Source organism: Collinsella sp. AF20-14LB (assembly GCF_003459505.1).
GTDB lineage: Bacteria > Actinomycetota > Coriobacteriia > Coriobacteriales > Coriobacteriaceae > Collinsella.
The window spans coordinates 124,202-144,518 of sequence record NZ_QRWD01000002.1 but is presented as its reverse complement, the minus strand read 5'-3'; the positions used below and the strand labels follow the sequence as shown (position 1 = coordinate 144,518).

Below are 20,317 nucleotides of genomic sequence, written 5' to 3'. Positions count from 1 at the left end.
CAAGAACATTGGCACATCAGAAAAGGAGAACATCATGGCGAAATTCTTTAAGGACCCCGACGGTAAGCTCATCGCCGCCCTTGGCAACGACGTTGCAACCCCTGCCGGCTGCACGGAGCTGACCGCGAACACCGAGGACGCGGCGCACGAGAAGCACGTGCCTGTTGTCGAGACCGAGCGCGACGGTCACGTGATCCGCGCACGCGTGGGCTCGGTCGAACATCCCAGCCTGCCCGAGCACTATATTGAGTGGATCGCCCTTGAGGCTGAGGGCCGTCTGGAGATCCATTACCTTGAGCCCGGCATGAAGCCCGCGACGTTTTTTGCCGGCGGTTCCAAGACCGGTACCGTCTATGCCTACTGCAACCTGCACGGGCTGTGGTCCGCGACGTTCTAGGAGCGCGCCCCCGCTCGGGGTATCATAGCTAGCATATGCACATGCGAGCGCCGACTGCATTATGCGGCCGGCGCTTTTACTGCGACAACGATGGTTTACGACGGAAAGGGCTGAGCCATGAAGTTCGCGCTTGCACAGATCGATATGCGCCTGGGTGATATTGAGGGCATTTGCGGCCGCATCGAGGACCAGGCTCGTCTGGCCCACGGGCGCGGGGCGCGCGTGCTGTGCGTTCCGGCTCCGCTCTTTATGGGCGCCATGCCCGGGGGCCTGGTGGGCGCTGCCGACTTTGAGCACGACATGCTTGCCGGCTTGACTGGTGTCGCCGAGCGCATCCAGGAGCTTGACATGATCTGCATCGTGCCCGCGGCGGTTTCGTTTGAGGGTCAGCCGCTGCTCGACTACATGATGCTCAAGGACGGTCATGTGGTGCCGGCGCGTTCGAGCATTGCCCTGCAGCGCGGCGAGAACAATGATACGCGCTGGGCGCCGCCGGTGTTTGACGTGGACGGCGTGCGCATCGCCGTGGTGTTTGACCTGGACCGCGAACTCGAGATGCTGCCGACCGGCGTCGACCTCATTGCGTATTTCCAATTCAACGCGTTTGACATGACCGACCGCGAGACTGCTGCCATTGCCGCCGTACGCAGCGGCGCCTACCGCAAGATCGCATCCAAGCGCAGCGTGTGGTTTGCCTGCATGGCGCCGGTCGGTGCCTATGACGAGTCGGTGTATACCGGCGGTTCGTTTGTGCTCGACGACTGCGGCCGCGTGGTGGCCCAGGCGCCGTGTTTTGAGGAGAGCCTGCTGGTTCAGGAGATTCAGCGCGGCGTGATGCTCGATGCCCTGGAAGATCACGAACTGCCCGAGTTTCGTTCCGAGGAGTGGCTGTGGCAGGCGCTGGTGCTCGCTGTGCGCGACAACGCCCGAGCCCACGGTGCGTCGCGTGCTGTGGTGGCACTCGAGGGTGACTTGCCGTCGTCCCTGCTGGCGGCGCTGGCCGTCGACGCTCTGGGCCCGCGTAATGTGATTGGCCTGGTGCTGGGGCGCAACCGTATTTTTACGCCGGCGCAGGAGGAGGTGGAGGCCGCCCGCTGTGCCGCCGTCCGCGCCATCGCCGAGCGTCTGCACATTCGCACCGTCGAGCGCGATGCACCGGATGCGGCGCGTGTGCTCGATCGCGACGTGTCGGCGGGCGATGCCGAGCGTCTGCGCTCGCGCACGTTGGGCCTCATGCTGGAGGACACGGCGCTCGAGCTGGGTGCGATGGCGCTGAGCCCGCTGTCCAAAACCGAGTACGCGCTGGCGGCGCCCGCCCTTTCCGGCGGCTACCAGGGCGACTTTGCGCCCTTTGGCGATGTGTATCTGTCGACGCTTGAGTTTGTGGCACGTGTGCGCAACCGCACGTCTGCCGTGGTGCCCCAAGAGCTCGTGACGCTCAACGCGGTGGAGGATTGCATGGAACGCGTGCTGGCGCAAGCGCTCTCGACGCTCGACGGTCCGGTCGACATGCTCGACCGCGCGGCGCAGCTGCTCGGTGGGCTCGAACCGGGTGAGGTCGATGGTGCGCTCGAGGCGCACGTGGACCGCAATCGATCTTTCGACGACATCCCGATGGCCGCTGGCAAGCCTGAGGCCTGCTCGCTGCTGCTGATGCTCGTTCGACAGGGTGAGGCTGCCCGCCGCATATTGCCGACGGCACCGATCGTCTCGTCCCGCTCGTTTGCCGAGCGCTCTTGGCCGTACATGCTCGCCTGGTCCGACCTGGGGCTTAATGGCAAGGAGCGTATGTCGGTCGATTCGCTGGCGCGCGCCGAGGTGCGCCGTTTTGCTGACGAGGATACGAGTGAGCGCATGCGAAACGAGATGATGGGCGTGCTGGGCGAGCTACTGGGTATTTCGCCCGAGCAGATGGAGGAGCTGCGCTCCGAGGACGGTCAGCGTCGTTTGCACGAGGGCATGAAGAAGTTCGAGGGCGAGGTTCAGGACGCCATCGATAAGATGATGGGCGGTCAGGGCGGCTCGCAAGGTGGTCCCCAGGGTGGTCCGATGCCGCATCCGCCGGTGGATCCCCGACAGTTCCCATTCTTCTCGCAGAACTAAACTGGGGACGGGGCCAAGGTTACGCGGTTTTGCCAAACCGCGTAACGAGTCGACGCTGCGCGAGCCCCTGTCGGGCAATCTGCCGCTCAAACCGTCGCTTGCGTACAGAAGTACGCGGCGCTCCTCTTTCGCGACACCTTGCCACGGCAGGGACTCGCTCGCTGACTTATGCTCAACCTATGGTTCAACCTTGCTTGTTAGATACGGTCGCTGTTGTGTTATTCTAGAACAGACGTTCGTGAATAGTGCGCGAGGCCTTGTCTTGCGCCGTACTTGTGGCGAGGGGAGGTTGGCTTGGTCATTTTGGGTATCGACCCCGGTTTGGCCCATACGGGTTGGGGGATTATCGAGGAGCGGCGTGGCGAGGTTCGCTGCCGTGCCTACGGTTGTATCGAGACCAGCGCGGGTAGTCCGCTCGCGGTGCGCCTGTCGCATATCGCCCGCGACCTCAAGGGTGTCGTGGAGCGTTATCGACCCGATACCGCTGCCATCGAGAGCATCTACTTTGGCGCTAATGTCCGCTCGGCAATCCCCACGGCACATGCCCGCGGTGCCGCGCTCGTGGCGCTTTCGGAGTGCGCGCTCGAGATCGGCGAGTACACGCCTATGCAGATCAAGCAGGCTGTGGTGGGTACCGGTGCCGCAGATAAGCGGCAGGTCGCCTACATGGTGCGCACGCTCACGCAGCTCGATCACGACCCGCATCCCGACCATGCCGCCGATGCCCTGGCCTGCGCCATCTGCCACGTTAACCTCAGCCGCACCCGGGCGCTTACCGGCGGCGAGTTCTATCAACAGAGAGGAACCGGATACTGATGATCTCCCAGCTCCACGGAACGCTTGTCGAGGCCACGATGAGCTCTGCTGTCGTCGATGTGTCGGGCGTTGGCTTTGAGCTCGGCATCTCGGGCAGCACTGCGGCCACGTTGCCGACGCCCGGCGGCGAGGTCCGCCTCTACACGCGTATGCAGGTGCGCGAGGACGCCATGACACTTTTCGGTTTTTCCTCTAAGGATGAGCGCACGATGTTCGATCGGCTCGTGTCTGTCTCGGGCGTTGGCCCGCGCTTGGCGCTCGCCGTGCTTTCCACCTATACCGTGGGGCAATTGTATTCGCTGGTGATGGTCGAGGACGACAAGGGCATGGCCAAGGTGCCCGGTGTGGGCAAAAAGACAGCTCAGCGTCTGATCCTGGAGCTCAAGAGCACCTTTGCCAAGGACAAGGGCTTTGTGCCGGTCGACGTGATTCCCGGCCAGGTTGCGATGCCCGTGCCCGCTGCCGCTCCCTCGGCCATCGATGACGCCCGTGCGGCGCTCCTTTCCATGGGCTTTAGCCCGCAGGAGACCGATGTTGCCCTGAGCGGGTATGATGGGCAGAATATGCGTGTCGAGGATCTGCTCGGCGCGGCGCTTAAGCGACTCGGAATGGATGCGTGATGTGGGAAGCCGATGACTCTCAGGACCTGTGGGCGACGCCCGGCAACTCGCCGGCGGCATCCATGGCGCACGGCGAGCGCATGGTGGGCTCGGAGCTGACGGCCGAGGACCTCGATGTCGACCGCACTTTGCGCCCCCAGCGCCTGGACGACTACTGTGGCCAGGAGCACATCAAGCAGAGCCTGCGCGTGTTGATCGAAGCGGCGCAGAGCCGTGGCGAGACGCTCGACCACGTGATTTTCTCGGGTCCTCCGGGCCTGGGCAAGACCACGCTGGCCACCGTTATCGCCAACGAGCTGGGCGCTCAGATCAAGACCACGAGTGGCCCTGCCATCGCGCGCACCGGTGACCTGGCGGCTATCCTTACCAACCTGCAGCCGGGTGATGTGCTGTTTATTGACGAGATCCACCGCCTCAACCGTTCGGTCGAGGAGGTCCTGTACCCCGCGATGGAGGACTTTGCCCTCGATATCGTGATCGGTAAAGGCCCGGCCGCACGATCGATTCGCCTGGATATCCCCAAGTTTACGCTGGTGGCGGCAACGACCCGCTCGGGTATGCTGACTGGCCCGCTGCGCGACCGCTTTGGCATTTCATATCGCCTGGATTACTACACGGTCGAAGAACTCGCGCAGATTGTGACGCGCTCGGCGTCCATCCTGGGTGTGACAATAGACCATCCGAGCGCGCTCGAGATCGGCTCACGCTCGCGTGGCACGCCGCGCTTGGCTAACCGTTTGCTCAAGCGCGTGCGCGACTATGCGCAGGTGCGTGGCAACGGCCCCATCGAGCTCGATATTTGCCGTCAGGCGCTCGAGTTCTTCGAGATCGACGAGCTCGGCCTGGACTGGATGGATATTCGTATCTTGGAGACGCTTGCCAAGACGTTCTCCGGTCGTGCCGTGGGACTTACGACCCTTGCCAGCGCGGTGGGCGAGGACCCGGGCACGCTCGAGGATGTCTATGAGCCCTATTTGCTGCAGTGCGGGTTGATGATTCGTACGCCGCAGGGCCGTCAGGCAACCCTTCGCACCTTTGAGCACCTGGGGATTGAACCTACCGTTTAGGGCGCTTTGTTTTGGCGGGCTGTTGGGCTATCGCCGGGCATCGGGTAAACATATCGCCGTTCATCGGTTATGGGCGTTTTACTATTGCGCGCCCGTGCTATGCTGAATTGGTCTTTTTCTCATCCGGTAACGAAAGGACCGCCCATGCCTACTGACATCGAAATCGCACGTTCTGTCACGCCGCTGCCTATTACCGAGGTGGCCAAGAACGCCGGCGTCGACGTTAAGCACCTTATTCCGTACGGCTTCGACAAGGCTAAGGTCGACTATTCACTGCTCAACGAGCCGACTGATCACCAGGCCAAGCTCGTCCTCGTGACCGCTATCAACCCAACGCCTGCGGGCGAGGGCAAGACCACCACGACCATCGGTCTGGCCGATGGCCTGCGTCGTCGCGGCGTCAAGAGTGCCGTGGCCCTGCGCGAGCCTTCGCTCGGCCCTGTCTTTGGCGTTAAGGGCGGTGCTGCCGGCGGCGGCTGGGCTCAGGTCATCCCCATGGAGGATATCAACCTGCACTTTACCGGCGACTTCCACGCTATCGGTGCCGCCAATAACCTGCTGGCCGCCATGCTTGATAACCACATCCAGCAGGGCAACCAGCTCGGTATCGACGTTAAGCGCATCACTTGGAAGCGCGTCGTCGATATGAACGACCGTCAGCTGCGCCACGTCATCGACGGTATTGGCGGTAAGGCCCAGGGCGTGCCGCGCGAGGACGGCTTCGATATCACCGTCGCCTCCGAGGTCATGGCAATCCTGTGCCTGTCTACGAGTATCAGCGACCTCAAGGAGCGCCTGGGCGAGATCGTCGTCGGCTACAGCTTTGCCGGCGAGCCCGTCCGTGCCCGCGACCTTAAGGCCCAGGGTGCCATGGCCGCGTTGCTTAAGGACGCGCTCAAGCCCAACCTGGTGCAAACGCTCGAGGGCACGCCCGCGTTTGTCCACGGCGGTCCCTTCGCCAACATCGCCCACGGCTGCAACTCTATCATGGCCACGCGTATGGCGATGCGCTTTGGCGATGTTGCCATTACCGAGGCCGGCTTCGGTGCCGATCTGGGTGCCGAGAAGTTCCTCGACATCAAGTGCCGTATGACGGGCGTTCGCCCCAGCGCCGTCGTGGTCGTCGCGACCGCTCGTGCGCTGAAGTACAACGGTGGCGTCGCCAAGGCCGACCTCAACGAGGAGAACCTCGAGGCACTCAAGGCCGGCATGCCCAACCTGCTGCGTCACGTCGACAACATCCAGAACGTTTATGGTCTGCCCTGCGTAGTCGCCATCAACCGCTTCCCGGCGGACACCGAGGCCGAGCTTGCGCTCATCGAGTCCGAGTGCCAGAAGCTCGGCGTCAACGTTAAGCTTTCTGAGGTCTGGGCCAAGGGCGGCGAGGGCGCGCTCGAGCTTGCCGATGAGGTCATGCGTCTGATTGAGCAGCCGAGCGAGCTCAAGTTTGCCTATGAGGACGGCGCTGATGTCGCTGATGCCCTCGAGGCCGTTGCCACCAAGGTCTACCGCGCCGACGGCGTTGACTTTACGCCGGCCGCCAAGCGCCAGCTCGCCGAGCTGCGCGAGAACGGCTTTGGCAACCTGCCGGTGTGCGTCGCCAAGACGCAGTACAGCTTTAGCGACAACGCCAAGGCCCTGGGCGCTCCCGAGAACTTCCGCATCACGGTGCGCGAGCTCAAGGTTTCTGCCGGCGCCCACTTTGTGGTCGCGCTGACCGGCAGTGTTCTGACCATGCCGGGCCTGCCCAAGGTGCCCGCGGCCGAGAACATCGACGTCGACAACGACGGCAACATCACCGGTCTGTTCTAGGCAAGAGCGACGTTATTGCCGCCTGTCCGCCCCGCCGTGCCCCACAGCACGGCGGGGCTTTTGTTTCTAGCCGCGCTTGTCTTGTAGATACCGACGGGCTTTGCCCATCATGGGCTTTTGCGCGGGTAGAATGCATGGATAACTTGATGCTTACGGGCGACGGAAAGGAATCGTTGCATGGATCAGGACAAGACAACCGTGATGGGCGGCTACGGTTCCGCGCAGGCTGGCGATAGCGCCGATGCGACCCGCGTTGTTCCCAACCCCGGTTATACCGACCCCGCCGCGACGCAGCCTTCTGCCGAGCCAACCCGGGTTATGGGCTATGGCGACACAGCGCGGGATTCTTATGCTGTATCTTCGCAAGGCTCCTATGGCGACGCAGCTCCGGACCCGTTTGATTACGCGCCGCAGGATTCTTATGCCGCCTCGACGCCGAATCCCTATGATGACCTGCCGCAAAATCCCATTCCGCAGCCTCAGCAGACGACGTATATGCCTCGCACGGCGCAGCCTCGCTACGAGTCGCGCGAGCCGTATCGCGAGTACCCCAAGTCGATTCCGCAATATGGCGAGGACGAGGAGAAGAAGCCGTCGCGTTCGTCGAGCGTGATCAAGAAGATCCTCATCGTGCTGGCGATCTTCTTTGCGCTGTCGGTTGTGTTTGCCATTGTGTCGGGCATGCTCAACAAGCGAGGGAGTTCAACGGCTGATACCGCTGCCGAGCAAACCGAGTCCGCCTCGTCTAGCACCGTCGATCTGAGCGATATCCCGGGGCAGTACTGGTCCAACGCCAAGAAGCTCCTCAAGTCGCGCGGCGCCAATCTTTCGAATGCCGTGGTCCTGACTGATGATGGCTCAACGCCCGTCATCGATGCCAACTGGGTCGTTACTTCTGCTTACTATAACGACAGCGGCAACCTCGAAATTCAACTCACGCACAAGAATAGCTCGGGCAACTCACCCGACGGCCAAAGCGGTACCGACAGCTCGAGTTCCAATACGTTGGAGGACTTGAGCAACAAGGCACAGGAGCTTGGGGATAAGGCCCAAGAGCTGGGCGACACGGCCCAGAACCTGGGCGACACCGCTCAGAACTTGGGCGGCATGGCGACGGATGCCTGGAACGCCCTACAAAACGGCATCTCGGGCACGCAGGGAAACTAGCTGTTAAGCGGGCTACAGCTGCTCGGCCGGACGGTCGGGCGAGCTAAAGCCCGAGTCAAACGTAACGACGCATGAGGCATTGGGTCGGCGCTCGTGCACGATGCGCGTGACGAGCTCCAGCAGCTCCTCGTCGGATATGTCAAAGCCGTCGGGACGCACAAGGTCAAACGAAACGAACCCGTCGTGCTCGTGCAGGTCGTGGATGGAGAGCGCGGGATCGATCTGCGTAACGCCACGCTTGACCCAGCCGCGTAGGTCGTCGCCGGTGGTGGCGATGGGGTCGCAGTGCAACGTGATGCCAATGCCCATCTGGCGCTTGATGTCGTGCTCGATGGTGTCCAGGATCTCGTGATGTTCAAACGCGTCGCCCTCGCCGGGCATCTCCACGTGGGCGCTGGCAAACTGACGACCGGGGCCGTAGTCGTGCACCATCAGGTCGTGTGTGCCCAAGACCTGCGGATAGGACATGATCTTGTCGCGGATTGCCTGGACGAGCTTGGGGTCGGGCGCTTGCCCCAGCAACGGGCTGATGGCGTCGCGCACCAGGCCCATGCCACTGATGCAGATGAAGACGCCCACGCCCAGGCCCGCCCAGCCGTCAAGGTCAAAGCCGGTCGTCTGCGAAATAAGCGCTGCGGCCAGGACCGATCCCGAGGTGATGACGTCGTTTTTGGAGTCCTGTGCTGTGGCGATGAGTGTTTCGGAATCGATACGGTTGCCCAGCGCACGGTTGAATGCGGCCATCCAGAATTTGACGAGCATGGACAAGACGAGAGCGGCTAGGGAGACCAGCGTGTAGGCGGTGGGGGAGGGCTTGATGATCTTAGTGACCGACTCGAGGATCAGGTTGATGCCGACGGCGCAAACCAGGACGGCGACAAACAAGCCGGCTAGGTACTCGTAGCGGCCGTGGCCATAGGGGTGGCCTTCGTCTGCAGGGCGGCTGGCAAGGCGGAACCCGAGCAGGCTCACGATGTTGCTCGAGGCATCGGAGAGGTTGTTGAAAGCGTCGGCGATGAGGGAGACGGAGCCGGCGAGCAGGCCTGCGATGCCCTTGGCCAGGCACAGGGTGATGTTGAGGCCAATGCAGATGAGGCTTGCGGCGAAGCCCGCGTTGGTGCGGCAGGAGGCATCGACCGGCTCGCCCTCGCTGCCGGGAACAAGCGTATGTACCAGCCGATTTACAAATAGCATAGCGGTCGTCCTCACAATCATGTTTAAGGGGATAGTGTAGCTCGCGCGGGGGCGCCGTGCACCGATGCTCAGAAAATGCAGCAATAGTCTGCCGGTGCTAACGAGCGAGCCTTCTCGTCTGCCTGGGTGGTCCATTTTGGGCCACATGGGTATGGGCATGTGCCTGTTTGCTCGACATACTTAACGTCGACAGCCCCTGTGCAAAGGAGGACGTTTCCATGGACGAGATGTTTGCCATTAAATGTCAAAACTGCGGCGGCCCTATGTACTCGCACCAAGCTAAGCGCAGCTTTGAGTGCGCTTATTGCGGTGCGGTCATTCCGTGGCAGGCGGACGCCGGAGAGCCCAAGAGCGCTTTGGGCATTCGCCATACGCCGTTGACGGTGGTGGATGGACTGCTCAAGCTCACGCATGTGTCGCAACTCGAGCGCCCGGAGGACCCGGACTGGTATTTCTTTAATTCGCACTGGCGCAATCAGTCGGTTCTGGAGCATCTGCTATGGGAGGACCGCGGCACGGCGCAGGAGTTCCAAGAAGCCACGCACGTGAGCATTCCCTGCCCCTTCTGCGGCGCGTCCTTTGAGGGCGAGTCAACGCAGCGTGTGTTTGAGTGCCCGTCCTGCGGCAACAAGATCGGCATTGCCGACCTGCTCAAGCCCGGTACGTTTAGCAAACGTCTGACCATGGGCGTGGGTGCGGAGTATGTACCGGGGCAGGGTATTCCCTGCGAAATCTCACCGCAGCAGGCACGTGCCAACGCGCTGCAGCTGGTGCGCCAGTACCCGGATGCCTTTGCCGGGCACGACGTGGAAGACGCGATCCAAAACGACATGATGCTCTTCTATTTCCCCATGGCGCTGGCGGACCTGCGTATGATGGCGAGCTTCCCGGGCAAGGGCCTGAGCAAGGAGACCTTGGTGTACTACGAGGTGCTCGACTGGGCATACCCCAGGGCAAACTATCTGGATGTTCGCCTTATGGGCATTTTGGAGCCGTGGGACTTTGCCAAGGTTGGGCCGTTTGACCCGGCCATGCAGGAAGGTGACTTTCGCGTTGTCTCCGTCGATGCGTCTACCAAGGACCAGGTGGTCATTGATAAGTTGGCGCTCGACATTGCCGGCAACGATGCCGAGGCGGTACTGGGGCTCAATAAAAAGAGCATTCGCATGTGGGCGCGCAAGGCCCGCAAGCAAAAGGACGGTCTGGTGATGGTGCCGGTCTACTTTGTCGATCGTCCGGCGACGGACAGCCGCGATGGCGAGCAGGTGCGCATTGCCGTAAACGGCCAGACGAGCCGCGCGGCAGCGGTGGTGTTTAGCGACAAGCGCGAGACGCATGTGGTGGCGTCGCTCAATCCGAGTCTGCATCTGTCCGGCGAAAGTACCGTGCATGCCACGCCCATCGAGGTCAAATACGTTAAATCGCCCTTCCTATACCAGATCGTGCGCCGTGGAGGTGGCGAGCAACCGCGCCAGGTTGCAGCGGCAGCTGAGGGTTCCTACCGAGAAGAAAAGCCCAAACGCAAGGGATTGTTCGCTGTGATTTTTGGTAAGTAGGGGAGTGGTGCCGGGGCGTCGGGCTGCATCGCAAGGTCATGAGACGAACTTAAGACTGCTGGGAACGTGCTACCATTGCCGATAGCCTTAATCTTGTAAGAAGCGGAGGCCAGATTATGGGTTTTGCGGATCAGCAGCTTCAGCTTCAGGTACCGTATTCTCCTGACGACACGTTTAATGCCTTGAAGGCAGCTATGGAAAAGCTGCCTAAAGTAAAAGTTGATAGTGCATCGCCCACAACAAGAACAGTTGCAGCCGAGATTGGTATGAGCCTTTGGTCTTGGGGCGAAAATATCAGTATTTCGGTTGTTCCAGTTGAAGGCGGATCTGGCGTTACTGTCAAGTCGTCATCTAAGGTCAGGGCAAACGTATTAAACGGGGGCAAAAATGCAAAGAATATTGCCAAGATAGTCGATGCCCTATCGAAGGAGCTCGAGCGGTATCCGCAGGTTTCACAGACTATTGAGACGCTGGCGGATAGTGGTTGATGTAGTTGCAAGGCTTGAGAGGCTTGCAGCACTGCGTGAGAGTGGAGTACTTACCGAGGAAGAGTTTGCTGCAGAAAAGGCAAAAATCCTTTCGTAATCAGACACGATGGTTGGATTTGCATTCTATTATTGAACTTGTTTATACCAGGCTGAAAACATCGTGTGTAATAAAGGTGCGTAGTAGCCTCGTCTTGATTGGCGGATGTAAATAAACGGTGGAACGGCTGTAAAAGAGCCTTGCCACTGGGTAAAATCAGGATGTGCCGCGGAACCCGCTCCTCAGTCGGTCAACTTTGGAAGCGCGGGCAACGCAGGTACTATCGTCTAAAGGGCCGGGTGCGACCGGCCCTTTGCATGACTCCCTTCGCTATCCGTTACTGCTTATATTCCCGCCAGATCGAGTAGAGGTTCCGGACGATGCCGGTTACATACATCGAGAGGCGCAGGATTTCAAGAAACAAGTTCATAGGCTTCACCCCAATCGGAGATCGGAGCGTTGCCCGCAGGCGGATTCCGCGGCAGTCGTAATTCTACCTCACAGGCCGCGGCGGGAGACATCCTACCCGCCCCATGGCTTGGAGCAGTGTCGATCTAACGGGCAATCAAGCCTCTAGTTCTCTTTGAATTGAGCAAGCATCTGCCCGAAGAAGCTTAGTTCGGATGGCTCATAAATGATCGAACCGCCGTCCGCGGTCCTGTAGACCCCGCAGGGGAGGTAACGCCCGTCGGGGAGGACATAGAGGCTGGTTTCCTCCTTCAGTCCTACTGGAAATAGCGGAATTCCGTTTTCGTCCACTTGGAACTCGTCTATATTTGCGATCTTCCTCTCCATGATGCCTCCTGCCTTATTTCTTGAATGGCGCCTTAAAACAGGCAGCTCTCAATCAGCTCTTTGCCGCGCAGAGTGTCGATCCACTCCTGTGGGATGGCTTTGAGACCGTATGCCGTGCCGGCGAGGGCGCCGGCGACGGCTGCGGTGGTGTCGGTGTCGTCGCCTAGGTTGACGGCGGCAAGCACGCAATCTTCGTAGCTGTTAGTGTTGACGAAACACCAGGTGGCTGCCTTAAGCGTGTCGCGCACGAAGCCACCCGACCTGATCTCCTGCTCAGGCACGCCTTTCAGATGGAGCGCCCACGAGGGGGGCACGTCGTTCATCACATCCCTCATCAGCTCGACAAATATGATGCATGCGTCGGTCGACGTTCTGTGGGCGTGCGTAATCGCGGAGACCTTGCTGACCTCTTCGTCTGTCGCATCGGTGAACGCCAGGGGAGCGATGCGCATGAGCGATCCGTTGCCGTTGTCGCGCTCGCTAGAGCCTCACTGCTACCCTTGCGCTTCGCCATTAGTCGCTTCGTTGATGGCGCGGTACTCGGCACTCAGCTCGCGCGCCAGCTCTTCCTTGCTTGGAAGATACGGCAGGTATTTGGCGGCAAACACTTGGTCGTTGTCTTCGGGCAGCGTGTACTCGACGATCGAATCGCTTTTGTCCGCGCAGAGCACGATGCCTATGGGCGGATTGTCGCCTTCGTTCATGAGCTCGCGCGTGTAGTAGTTCACATACATTTGCATCTGGCCCAGGTCCTGGTGCGTAAGATCGTCCGTCTTAAGGTCGATGAGCACGAAGCAGCGCATCAGATAGTTGTAAAACACAAGGTCAATATAGAAATGGCGCCCATCAAAGGTGATGCGCCTTTGGCGCGCCTCGAAAGCGAAACCACGGCCAAGCTCCAGCAGGAACTTCTGAAGATGCGTGATGAGCGCCTGCTCTAGATCGCTCTCGCGAAACGCAGTATCGTCCGAGAAACCTAAAAACTCCAGTACATATGGGTCGCGGATGATATCCTCGGGGCGACGAGCCGGGGCGCTCTTTTGGATTTCCTGGGTGACGGCCTCCTTGTCCTTGCTGGCAAGCAGGCGCTCGCGGAACATGGTGTTGATCTGGCGTTCGAGCTGGCGCGTGCTCCAGCGAGAGTCGGCGCATTCGTTCATGTACCAGGTGCGAGCTTCGGGGTCAGGAATGCGTATTAACCTGCGGTAATGTGTCCAGCTCAATTCGGGACGCAGTGAGTCCCGAATTGGAAATGCAAGATAGAACTGACGCATTTTGCGCAGCTCTCTTGCTTCAAAACCTTTACCAAAATCCTTGGTAAGTCTGATTGCGAGGGCCTTGAGCAGCGCCTCTCCATACTTGGCGCGCTCCTCTCCGCCCTGCTCATCAACTATGCTCTTGCCGATCTCCCAATACGCCTCAACCATCGCAAAGTTAACGGCGGTATAGGCCTTGTCGCGAGCGGCGTTGAGAATCGAGGAAACCTGCTTGTAAAAACCTTCGGGCACGATTGCCGATTCTCCACGGTTTACCAGTTCGCCCATCACTGTCGCCCCACTTTCCTCTTGTGGAATGCATCTTTATCTCATCTAGTTTAAAGCCTCGCGCGGACACGAATTGCTGTGCTGTCTGGCACCTTCGCATGGGAGCCTTGCGGTGACTAAAATGTGGCAATAGAGACAGTTTTAGCGAACCCCACGGGAGTGACGCGTATGGACAACAACACGCTGCTATTCCAGGACAAAGGTTCGGGTAGGTTTAAAGACGTTAAGATCTACCCCAATCGTATCGAGGTGCTCAAGAAGGGCACTTTTGGCGGCAGGCACACCGAGATTGTCTACCTTAAGGACATCACGGGGGTCAACAGGATCAAGGGTCGCGACGTTTTCCTGCGTAACAGGCTGTTGACCGCTTGCGTCTTTAGCCTGAGTAGCCGTGCGAAGGCCCAGGAATTTGTGAAAGCGCTGAACATGGTGATGTAGCCGATAGCGGCGTTCGGGCCAAGGTAAAAATCAGGGGCACAGAACGGTGTTCTGCGCCCCTCATCGAGTTGATGCGCCCAAAAGGCCGGTTGGCCTATTCGCTAGCGCCTTCGTCACTTTCATGGTCACTGGCAAGCATTGCCGCGCCGGCGACCGTTGTCGCCACGGCGGCAGCGGCGAGCCCGGCGGCGATACCAGAGCCGTCGCCCGTGTCGGCGAGTTTTCCGGTCGAGCCCTTGCTCTTGTTGCCGCCGCCGTTCTTGTCGGCGCCGTCTGCGTTGGCGCCGGTACCGGTGCCGGTGCCGCCCGCGTTGCCCGAGGCTGCAACGGTAAAGCTTGCGGCTCCATCGCTGGCGAGCGTGTAGTTCTGCGCCGCGTCGCCCAAGAGACCGTTCACGCGCACCCAGTACGTTCCTGCGGCAAATGTTTCGCCCTCGGCCATTGCCGTGCCCGGAGCGCCGTTCGCGTCGTGCACAAACTCGAGCTGGGCCGTGCAGGCATCGGTTTCGAGCTTGCCCTCGAGTGATGCCGCAATCTTGGCGCGCACGTCCTCGCCGGCCTTAAGGCCCTCGAGCCCCTCAAAATGGGGCGTCAGCGCGCGCAGGTCGATATCGATGGGCACGGAACCCTGCAGCCCCGTAACGGTCTCGTTGCCCAGGGCGTCGACATCCACATATTCGATGGCAAACGCATGGCCCGAAGCCGCCACGTTGAGTACGTTGCTGCTGTCGACAAGGCGGAAATGGCCCTCGCCAACGGTCTTGCCATCCTGGAGCGAGGCATCGCTCAGCGAGTCGCCGTACGTCATGCGCATGCGGGTCGGGAGGCAGCACGAAGCCGACTGCGTGTGCTTCGTATCGTAATTGTAATTGCGCTGGTAGATGCTCCGGGCCAGCGCCGCATCAACAAAGTCGGATGCGATGATGCCAATGTGCTTGAGGTAATCTGACTTTGTATCCTCGATGCCGCTGGGATTGATGTACGGGCTCTTGTACAGATGCTCGTTGACTACTCGCGCTGCGGTAAATGGGTTGCTTCCTTGCTTGTGATTCGTGCAGCTGGTGTAGTTGATAGACCAGCAGCGCTCCAGGACTTGCTCCTTGGCCCCGTTATCGTCCTCGACATCTACCTCGTTGCGGGTGAGCTTGGCCGTTTCCTGCAGGGCCATATCGACCCAGCTGATCTTGTCGGTTCCGGTGTATTCGTAATGGTCCTGGGCATATACCTTGGTGCAATAGGCTTTTTTGTCGCCTGTTTCCCCTGCGGCTTCAAAGCCTTGCGCGTTTTGGACGAGACACATAGAGGAGCTGCTGGGGTGTGTTGCGAATTTGTTGTCCCATTCGGTTAGGTCGAGGCCCCACGTGTGGCCGCTTACGCTGTCGCCGGCGAGTCCAAATCGGCGCAGCAGGACGATCTTTCCGCGCACCTCGTTCAGTGTGGGAACGCGGCTCGACGTATAGAACAGTTTGGGGTTGTCGTCCAAAACCTTGGCGAAAGCCGTCGTAAGGCTCTCGTCGGTAGCCTCGTTGTTGCCTCGGGATACAAGCATGATGAGCGCTTCTGACGGATTTTCGTTCAATAACTTTTTGAAGTAGCCAACGACATCGGAGAGATGCATGAAGTGTCCGTCTTTTTTGAGCAGGTAGCAACTTCCATGGTCGATGCCGGGGTCGTTGCCTTTTCCGAGTCGGATATCAAAATAGCGAATGCCTTCGAGCAACTGCGTGGGGATGTAGTCCTGCTGGCACTTTGCTTGCGAGGATTGGGGTTCGGTGTCGTTGTCCACGCTGCAAGTTCCCGAATCGTGCGTGCCCGGGATGCTCAGCTCGTCGAGGTACTTGTTGCCTTCGACGTGGCTCATCCAACATGGTCCGTCGACGTAGCTGCTATACGTGGTCCAGTCGATGCTGCTAACTGTGGCATTGGTCTTGTCCATGCTGTAGCCGACAAGCTCGAGCTCCCACGGAATGGAATATTTCTTTTGGCAAATCTTGTTGTTGTCTTGGTCTTTGCCTTTTGATTCTATGGCAAGGTAGTTAATACCGTTTTTCGTGTATATGCGGTCTCGAATAATATAAGTTCCGTCGAACTGGCGGTCGAACGTATAGGCGCGGCTGTCCTTATGGTCGTACTCGCCACTCCATACGTGGATGACCTTTCCATCTTTGTCCGAGTCGCCATCGACCGACCAAATGCTGTAGCCCGTCTTCTTGTGCTCTTCGAAATTGAGCAGGGTGCGGATGGCATACCAGTTTGTGCCGTCCGCATCGGTCCCTACGTGCTCAAGGATGAGCTTGCTGGACGTGCCGTCATTAAACAGGTGGCAGACGTTGCCGATGACGTTGCCGTCTTCGTTGACGCTCGCGGTGCGAAAATAGCCCGCGGGGCGAAGGCGAATGACGAAATTGTCGAGGGTGGCCGCTGACTCGGCCGTGCCGTCCGCAAAGGCTGTCCGCGGGCTAATGCCCAGCGTGGCGGTTTCGGGCAGGCTTGCAAGTGGCGACAACGCCGCGAGTCCAAGGCCCAGCGTAAACGCTCGGCGACTGATGGCATGATGTTCGGTCATAACTCCTCCATTCGCAGGGTGCGGTTATGCGATAGTTTTGGTCACTATACTGCCCAGATGTTTAAAGATGCTGGTTTAATTGTCTGCGCGGCGCAATAAATCGGCGGGCGGACGTGTTGGGGTGTTTATCGTTTTCGTACTGTTGCCACATTTGGGGCGGTTCCGGCGTCCGGCATCCTCGCGTTCGTCGGCTACCGGCATAAGAAAGGGAGGGTCGGTTTACCGGCCCTCCCTGGGTACGAAGCGCTGGGGTACCGTCGCTTGTTTGCACTGCGACCGTGTTTCCCGTTGCGCTCGCCAGTCGCTTAGCGCTTGATCTCGATATCGTCGAGCTTGACGTCCATGGCCTCGGTCTTGGCTTCGGCGATGTCGTCGGCAAACTCCAGAGACTTCATCATGGTCTCGACGGCGTCCTTGTGCTCCTCGACATTGTCGATGCTCACGTAGACGCTGCCGCCGCCTGCTTCGGTGAAGTACTCAGTCGTCACGCCGCCCGAGTGTGTATAGGAAGCGTTGCGCCAAGTCTTGCCGTTGTACTTGACGGGGTCATTCTCGGTCCACTCAAAGTTGGCCTTCCATTTGGCCTCGTAGTCGAACAGCTCGTCGGCGTTCTTGTCGGAGTCGAAGACAGGGATGAAGCGATCGCTGGCGTGCTCGCTCTCGGTGAACTTAAACTGGGCCCTATCGGCGGTGTCGCCTGCGACGTCCGTGATTTCGACGCCCTCGGGCACCTCGACCTTAAACCAAATGAAGTCGGTCCTCATATCCACGGCTGGCTTTTCTGCTCCGCCGCCACCGCCACTGCCAGCAGCGCCACCGCTTCCGCCGCAACCCACCAGGGCAACCGCGGCAAAAAGACTCATGCAGAGGGTGAGAATCGCAAAGGCCTTCTTTTTCATGGTCGTGTCCTCCTCGATCTGTAACCGCCCATGGATTACCTGTCTTTACTGTACGCGTGGACGGCTCGCTAGGGTGGGCCATGTGTCCCATTCTGAGGGCCGGATTTGCGCCGACAAGTGGCAATATGCGCGGGTCCAAAAGAGGGGAGGGCCGATGCCTGTCGGCCCTCCCCGGGGTTGGGTGCCCGTTGCTTTAATGGGGCGCATGTGCGCAGGTGCGCGTAGGCGCGTGCGGGTGTCCCGTTACTTGAGCTCGATGCTCGAAATCTCGACTTCGCGCGCCTCGGAAACTGCCTCTGCCATGTCATCGGGGAATTCGATGGAGTTGAGGAGCGCCTCGGCTTCTTTCTTGTGCTGGTCGAAGTTCGAGATGAGGACGTAGACGCTTCCTGGTTCAACGTCGGTAAAAAGGATGGTTGAGATACCGCTGTTGTCTTCGTACGTTCCGACGAGCCACGTCCTGCCGTTATATTCGACGGACCCGCCATCCTTCCACTGGAACGTATCCCCCTTCTTTTCTGCCTGGTCGGCGTGGGACTCCTCGGCCGTCAGCGCTTTTTTCCAAACGGGGATAAAGCGATCGGCCGAGGCGTTCTCGTCTTCGGGGAAGGTGAGCTGAACCCTGTCGGCATTCTTGCCGGCGGAGTCGCTTACGCCGACACCCTCGGGCATCTCGACCTTAAACCAGATAAAGTCGGTCTTCTTGGCGACGGGGGCCTTTTCCTTGCTCTCGCTCTTGGCGGTGCTGCCGCCTCCGCCCGATGCGCTCCCGCCGCAGCCGACAAGGGCAAATGCGGCAAAGAGGGCGATGCAAAGGGAAAGAATCGATAGGGTCTTTTTCTTCATGGTGGTGTCCTCCTTGTCTGCCGATGACATCACGACGCCGCATGCTGTTGGGGTGCTGATTGCGCTGGCGGCGGATGTCTCTGCGTGCTGTGCGGCTTATGCCTCCGTTCATTGCTTGTGGCCGTTGTCCGGCCGTGCTCCAACGGGTTCCTTGCTTATAGATATGCCCCAGCTTGTGCTGCCCGGAAGTCTCGAAAGGTGGGCCATGTGTCCCATGTTTGTGTCGCTGCCGCCTATCGTGTGCCATAGAAATCCGCGATGGCCAGGTGCGCTGACGCCCATGTGCTTATGGGCTAGACTTAGCACCATTATGTGATCGATGCGGTCGGTCGGCGGTTGCCACCCGACCGATGTATATGACTTGAAGGTGCATGCGTATGAGCCAAGAGATGATGGACAAGACCTGCCGCGGGTTTGCCGAGGCGCTTGCCGCGCGCGAGCCGGTGCCCGGCGGCGGCAGCGCGAGCGCCTTTGTGGGTGCGCTGGGCGCCTCGCTGTGCGGGATGGTCGCGCGCTACGGCGCGACCAACCCCGCGCTTGCCGATCGCGCGGATGACCTGACGCGCGCGTTTGCCCAGGCTGATGAGCTGGCCCAGGAGCTTGTCGAGTTGGTTGCCGAAGACGTTCGTGCCTATGGGCAGGTGTCCGCGGCGTACGGTATTCCGCGTGGCGATCCGGCTCGAGCGACCGCGATTCAGGATGCGCTGCATGTGGCCGCTATGCCGCCGTATCGCATTATGGATGCCTGCGGGCGTGCACTGGCGCTGCTCGAGGACATGGCCGACAAGGGTTCGCGTCAGCTGCTGTCCGATGTGGCGTGCGGCGCCGTGTTCTGCCGTTCTGCTATGCAGGGCGCGAGCTTGACGCTCTTTGCGAACACCACGTCTATGAAGGATCGCGCTCGTGCTGAGGAGCTCGAGACGGCGTGTGATGAGTTGCTCGACATGTGGTTGCCGCGCGCCGATGCGCTGGCGCGCCGCGCCGCCGACGCTGCAAGGAAGAGAGGGTAGCCATGGCTGAACTGCTGAAGGGTGCTCCCGTCGCCCGCGCGTTGACTGAGGAACTTGCTGCTCGCTGCGCAGCCCTGCGCGAGCGAGGCGTTGTTCCGACGTTGGCTATCGTGCGTGTGGGCGAACGCGAGGACGACCTATCCTACGAGCGCGGTGCGCTCAAGCGCTGCGAAAAAGTGGGGATTGAGGCTCGTCGCGTTTTGCTTTCTGCCGATGTTTCGCAGGACGAACTGTTGACGGCCATTGAGGACATCAATACCGATTCGTCTGTTCATGGCTGTCTGATGTTCCGCCCGCTGCCCGCCGGCCTTGACGAGGATTCGGTTGCCGCAGCACTCAATCCTGCCAAGGACGTTGACTCCATGACGCCGGCTTCGCTGCTCACCACGCTTTCGGGGCGCGGCGAGGGTTTTGCCCCCTGCACAGCCGAAGCCGTGCTTGCTTTGCTGGATCATTACGGCGTTGAGCTGGATGGAGCTAAGGTTGCTGTGGTCGGGCGCTCGCTGGTGATCGGGCGTCCTGTTGCCGCCATGCTTACGGCGCGCAATGCGACCGTGACGACGTGCCACACGCATACGCGCGACCTTGCTGCCGAGTGCCGTGCTGCCAACATTGTGGTTGCGGCCGTTGGACGCGCGCGTACGATTGGCGCGGATGCGGTTCGCGAGGGCCAGACGATCATCGATGTTGGCATTAATTGGGACGAGGCCGCTGGCAAGCTGGTCGGGGATGTCGATTTTGATGCTGCGGAGCCGGTTGTTAACGCCATCACGCCCGTGCCGGGCGGCGTGGGCGCTGTGACGACGGCGATCCTCGCCAAACACGTGATCGAGGCGGCCGAGCGCGCATCGAAATAGGCGTTTTGGGCTGTTTGAGGGGTTAGCTCTATACCCCGTGGACAGAAAATGCCAAATATGAGTACTGTTGCCAAGATAGTCACATATATTTTAGGCCAAATAGGC

Annotated in this window: 19 protein-coding genes and 1 pseudogene; 13 read left to right on the top strand and 7 right to left on the bottom strand. The window is 60.2% G+C overall.

What is annotated here, in order from left to right:
- Window positions 1–34 precede the first annotated feature (34 nt).
- From DWX63_RS01910 to DWX63_RS01880, 7 genes are all read left to right on the top strand, one after another.
- Window positions 35–397, top strand: a complete 363-nt coding sequence (locus DWX63_RS01910) for a desulfoferrodoxin family protein (protein WP_117629580.1) — start codon at window positions 35–37, stop codon at window positions 395–397.
- Window positions 398–514: 117 nt separating this feature from the next.
- The gene (locus DWX63_RS01905; protein ID WP_117629581.1) at window positions 515–2,500 is read left to right on the top strand and encodes a hypothetical protein; all 1,986 of its coding nucleotides are present in this window, start codon (window positions 515–517) and stop codon (window positions 2,498–2,500) included.
- A 294-nt stretch (window positions 2,501–2,794) separates the two neighbouring features.
- The gene (ruvC, locus tag DWX63_RS01900) at window positions 2,795–3,316 is read left to right on the top strand and encodes a crossover junction endodeoxyribonuclease RuvC (protein WP_035137351.1); all 522 of its coding nucleotides are present in this window, start codon (window positions 2,795–2,797) and stop codon (window positions 3,314–3,316) included.
- Window positions 3,316–3,936, top strand: coding sequence for a Holliday junction branch migration protein RuvA (gene ruvA, locus DWX63_RS01895; protein ID WP_117776912.1), 621 nt, complete (start codon window positions 3,316–3,318; stop codon window positions 3,934–3,936). The genes ruvC and ruvA overlap by 1 nt, the downstream gene beginning before the upstream one ends.
- Entirely contained in the window at window positions 3,936–5,003 is a 1,068-nt protein-coding gene (gene ruvB, locus DWX63_RS01890; protein ID WP_117776913.1) for a Holliday junction branch migration DNA helicase RuvB, read from the top strand. The genes ruvA and ruvB overlap by 1 nt, the downstream gene beginning before the upstream one ends.
- A gap of 144 nt (window positions 5,004–5,147) precedes the next feature.
- On the top strand, window positions 5,148–6,815 hold the full coding sequence (locus tag DWX63_RS01885) for a formate--tetrahydrofolate ligase (RefSeq protein WP_117776914.1): 1,668 nt from the start codon (window positions 5,148–5,150) through the stop codon (window positions 6,813–6,815).
- A 177-nt stretch (window positions 6,816–6,992) separates the two neighbouring features.
- Entirely contained in the window at window positions 6,993–7,982 is a 990-nt protein-coding gene (locus DWX63_RS01880; RefSeq protein WP_117776915.1) for a hypothetical protein, read from the top strand.
- Between the two features lie 12 nt (window positions 7,983–7,994).
- Here the strand turns inward: DWX63_RS01880 and DWX63_RS01875 are convergent, their stop codons facing one another.
- On the bottom strand, window positions 7,995–9,176 hold the full coding sequence (locus tag DWX63_RS01875; protein WP_117842639.1) for a cation diffusion facilitator family transporter: 1,182 nt from the start codon (window positions 9,174–9,176) through the stop codon (window positions 7,995–7,997).
- Between the two features lie 218 nt (window positions 9,177–9,394).
- Here DWX63_RS01875 and DWX63_RS01870 point away from each other — a divergent pair, with 218 nt between their 5' ends.
- The 3 genes from DWX63_RS01870 (at window position 9,395) to DWX63_RS11655 (ending at window position 11,317) form a co-directional block, all read left to right on the top strand.
- Window positions 9,395–10,732, top strand: coding sequence for a hypothetical protein (locus DWX63_RS01870; protein WP_117842638.1), 1,338 nt, complete (start codon window positions 9,395–9,397; stop codon window positions 10,730–10,732).
- A gap of 116 nt (window positions 10,733–10,848) precedes the next feature.
- Window positions 10,849–11,220, top strand: coding sequence for a DUF1499 domain-containing protein (locus DWX63_RS01865; protein ID WP_055250926.1), 372 nt, complete (start codon window positions 10,849–10,851; stop codon window positions 11,218–11,220).
- The gene (locus tag DWX63_RS11655) at window positions 11,147–11,317 is read left to right on the top strand and encodes an SHOCT domain-containing protein (RefSeq protein ID WP_117764911.1); all 171 of its coding nucleotides are present in this window, start codon (window positions 11,147–11,149) and stop codon (window positions 11,315–11,317) included. The genes DWX63_RS01865 and DWX63_RS11655 overlap by 74 nt, the downstream gene beginning before the upstream one ends.
- A 513-nt stretch (window positions 11,318–11,830) precedes the next feature.
- On the opposite strand, the gene DWX63_RS01855 is transcribed toward DWX63_RS11655, so the two are convergent.
- The 3 genes and pseudogenes from DWX63_RS01855 to DWX63_RS01845 all read right to left on the bottom strand — a co-directional run bounded on the left by DWX63_RS01855 (window position 11,831) and on the right by DWX63_RS01845 (window position 13,596).
- Window positions 11,831–12,052 (bottom strand): hypothetical protein, encoded by a 222-nt coding sequence (locus DWX63_RS01855; RefSeq protein WP_117776781.1) that lies wholly within the window; start codon window positions 12,050–12,052, stop codon window positions 11,831–11,833.
- A 32-nt stretch (window positions 12,053–12,084) separates the two neighbouring features.
- Window positions 12,085–12,519, bottom strand: a pseudogene (locus DWX63_RS01850) (ADP-ribosylglycohydrolase family protein); the annotation flags it as partial.
- A 27-nt stretch (window positions 12,520–12,546) separates the two neighbouring features.
- Window positions 12,547–13,596, bottom strand: a complete 1,050-nt coding sequence (locus tag DWX63_RS01845; RefSeq protein ID WP_117842637.1) for a YhcG family protein — start codon at window positions 13,594–13,596, stop codon at window positions 12,547–12,549.
- 168 nt (window positions 13,597–13,764) lie between these two features.
- Here DWX63_RS01845 and DWX63_RS01840 point away from each other — a divergent pair, with 168 nt between their 5' ends.
- The gene (locus DWX63_RS01840; protein WP_117842636.1) at window positions 13,765–14,034 is read left to right on the top strand and encodes a hypothetical protein; all 270 of its coding nucleotides are present in this window, start codon (window positions 13,765–13,767) and stop codon (window positions 14,032–14,034) included.
- A 94-nt stretch (window positions 14,035–14,128) separates the two neighbouring features.
- On the opposite strand, the gene DWX63_RS01835 is transcribed toward DWX63_RS01840, so the two are convergent.
- From DWX63_RS01835 to DWX63_RS01825, 3 genes are all read right to left on the bottom strand, one after another.
- Entirely contained in the window at window positions 14,129–16,600 is a 2,472-nt protein-coding gene (locus DWX63_RS01835) for a phosphatidylinositol-specific phospholipase C (RefSeq protein ID WP_117842635.1), read from the bottom strand.
- Window positions 16,601–16,905: 305 nt separating this feature from the next.
- A complete protein-coding gene (locus DWX63_RS01830) occupies window positions 16,906–17,499 on the bottom strand; it encodes a hypothetical protein (protein ID WP_117842634.1) in 594 nt (197 codons plus the stop codon).
- 243 nt (window positions 17,500–17,742) lie between these two features.
- Window positions 17,743–18,345, bottom strand: a complete 603-nt coding sequence (locus DWX63_RS01825) for a hypothetical protein (protein WP_117842633.1) — start codon at window positions 18,343–18,345, stop codon at window positions 17,743–17,745.
- 377 nt (window positions 18,346–18,722) lie between these two features.
- Between DWX63_RS01825 and DWX63_RS01820 the strand changes: the two genes are divergently transcribed.
- Together DWX63_RS01820 and DWX63_RS01815 are read left to right on the top strand one after the other, a co-directional pair.
- Window positions 18,723–19,355 (top strand): cyclodeaminase/cyclohydrolase family protein, encoded by a 633-nt coding sequence (locus DWX63_RS01820; RefSeq protein WP_158559590.1) that lies wholly within the window; start codon window positions 18,723–18,725, stop codon window positions 19,353–19,355.
- Window positions 19,356–19,357: 2 nt separating this feature from the next.
- The gene (locus DWX63_RS01815; RefSeq protein ID WP_117842631.1) at window positions 19,358–20,212 is read left to right on the top strand and encodes a bifunctional 5,10-methylenetetrahydrofolate dehydrogenase/5,10-methenyltetrahydrofolate cyclohydrolase; all 855 of its coding nucleotides are present in this window, start codon (window positions 19,358–19,360) and stop codon (window positions 20,210–20,212) included.
- The last annotated feature ends 105 nt before the right edge of the window (window positions 20,213–20,317 follow it).

What these genes read in the sequence shown, in the direction of transcription:
- DWX63_RS01905 (WP_117629581.1), top strand. Translation starts at nt 515, where the DNA reads ATGAAGTTCGCGCTTGCACAGATCGATATGCGCCTGGGTGATATTGAG.
- DWX63_RS01845 (WP_117842637.1), bottom strand. Translation starts at nt 13,596, where the DNA reads ATGGGCGAACTGGTAAACCGTGGAGAATCGGCAATCGTGCCCGAAGGT.
- DWX63_RS01865 (WP_055250926.1), top strand. Translation starts at nt 10,849, where the DNA reads ATGGGTTTTGCGGATCAGCAGCTTCAGCTTCAGGTACCGTATTCTCCT.
- DWX63_RS11655 (WP_117764911.1), top strand. Translation starts at nt 11,147, where the DNA reads ATGCCCTATCGAAGGAGCTCGAGCGGTATCCGCAGGTTTCACAGACTA.
- DWX63_RS01825 (WP_117842633.1), bottom strand. Translation starts at nt 18,345, where the DNA reads ATGAAGAAAAAGACCCTATCGATTCTTTCCCTTTGCATCGCCCTCTTT.
- DWX63_RS01835 (WP_117842635.1), bottom strand. Translation starts at nt 16,600, where the DNA reads ATGACCGAACATCATGCCATCAGTCGCCGAGCGTTTACGCTGGGCCTT.
- DWX63_RS01885 (WP_117776914.1), top strand. Translation starts at nt 5,148, where the DNA reads ATGCCTACTGACATCGAAATCGCACGTTCTGTCACGCCGCTGCCTATT.
- DWX63_RS01875 (WP_117842639.1), bottom strand. Translation starts at nt 9,176, where the DNA reads ATGCTATTTGTAAATCGGCTGGTACATACGCTTGTTCCCGGCAGCGAG.
- ruvA (WP_117776912.1), top strand. Translation starts at nt 3,316, where the DNA reads ATGATCTCCCAGCTCCACGGAACGCTTGTCGAGGCCACGATGAGCTCT.
- DWX63_RS01870 (WP_117842638.1), top strand. Translation starts at nt 9,395, where the DNA reads ATGGACGAGATGTTTGCCATTAAATGTCAAAACTGCGGCGGCCCTATG.
- DWX63_RS01880 (WP_117776915.1), top strand. Translation starts at nt 6,993, where the DNA reads ATGGATCAGGACAAGACAACCGTGATGGGCGGCTACGGTTCCGCGCAG.
- DWX63_RS01910 (WP_117629580.1), top strand. Translation starts at nt 35, where the DNA reads ATGGCGAAATTCTTTAAGGACCCCGACGGTAAGCTCATCGCCGCCCTT.
- DWX63_RS01855 (WP_117776781.1), bottom strand. Translation starts at nt 12,052, where the DNA reads ATGGAGAGGAAGATCGCAAATATAGACGAGTTCCAAGTGGACGAAAAC.
- DWX63_RS01840 (WP_117842636.1), top strand. Translation starts at nt 13,765, where the DNA reads ATGGACAACAACACGCTGCTATTCCAGGACAAAGGTTCGGGTAGGTTT.
- DWX63_RS01815 (WP_117842631.1), top strand. Translation starts at nt 19,358, where the DNA reads ATGGCTGAACTGCTGAAGGGTGCTCCCGTCGCCCGCGCGTTGACTGAG.
- DWX63_RS01830 (WP_117842634.1), bottom strand. Translation starts at nt 17,499, where the DNA reads ATGAAAAAGAAGGCCTTTGCGATTCTCACCCTCTGCATGAGTCTTTTT.
- DWX63_RS01820 (WP_158559590.1), top strand. Translation starts at nt 18,723, where the DNA reads ATGAGCCAAGAGATGATGGACAAGACCTGCCGCGGGTTTGCCGAGGCG.
- ruvB (WP_117776913.1), top strand. Translation starts at nt 3,936, where the DNA reads ATGTGGGAAGCCGATGACTCTCAGGACCTGTGGGCGACGCCCGGCAAC.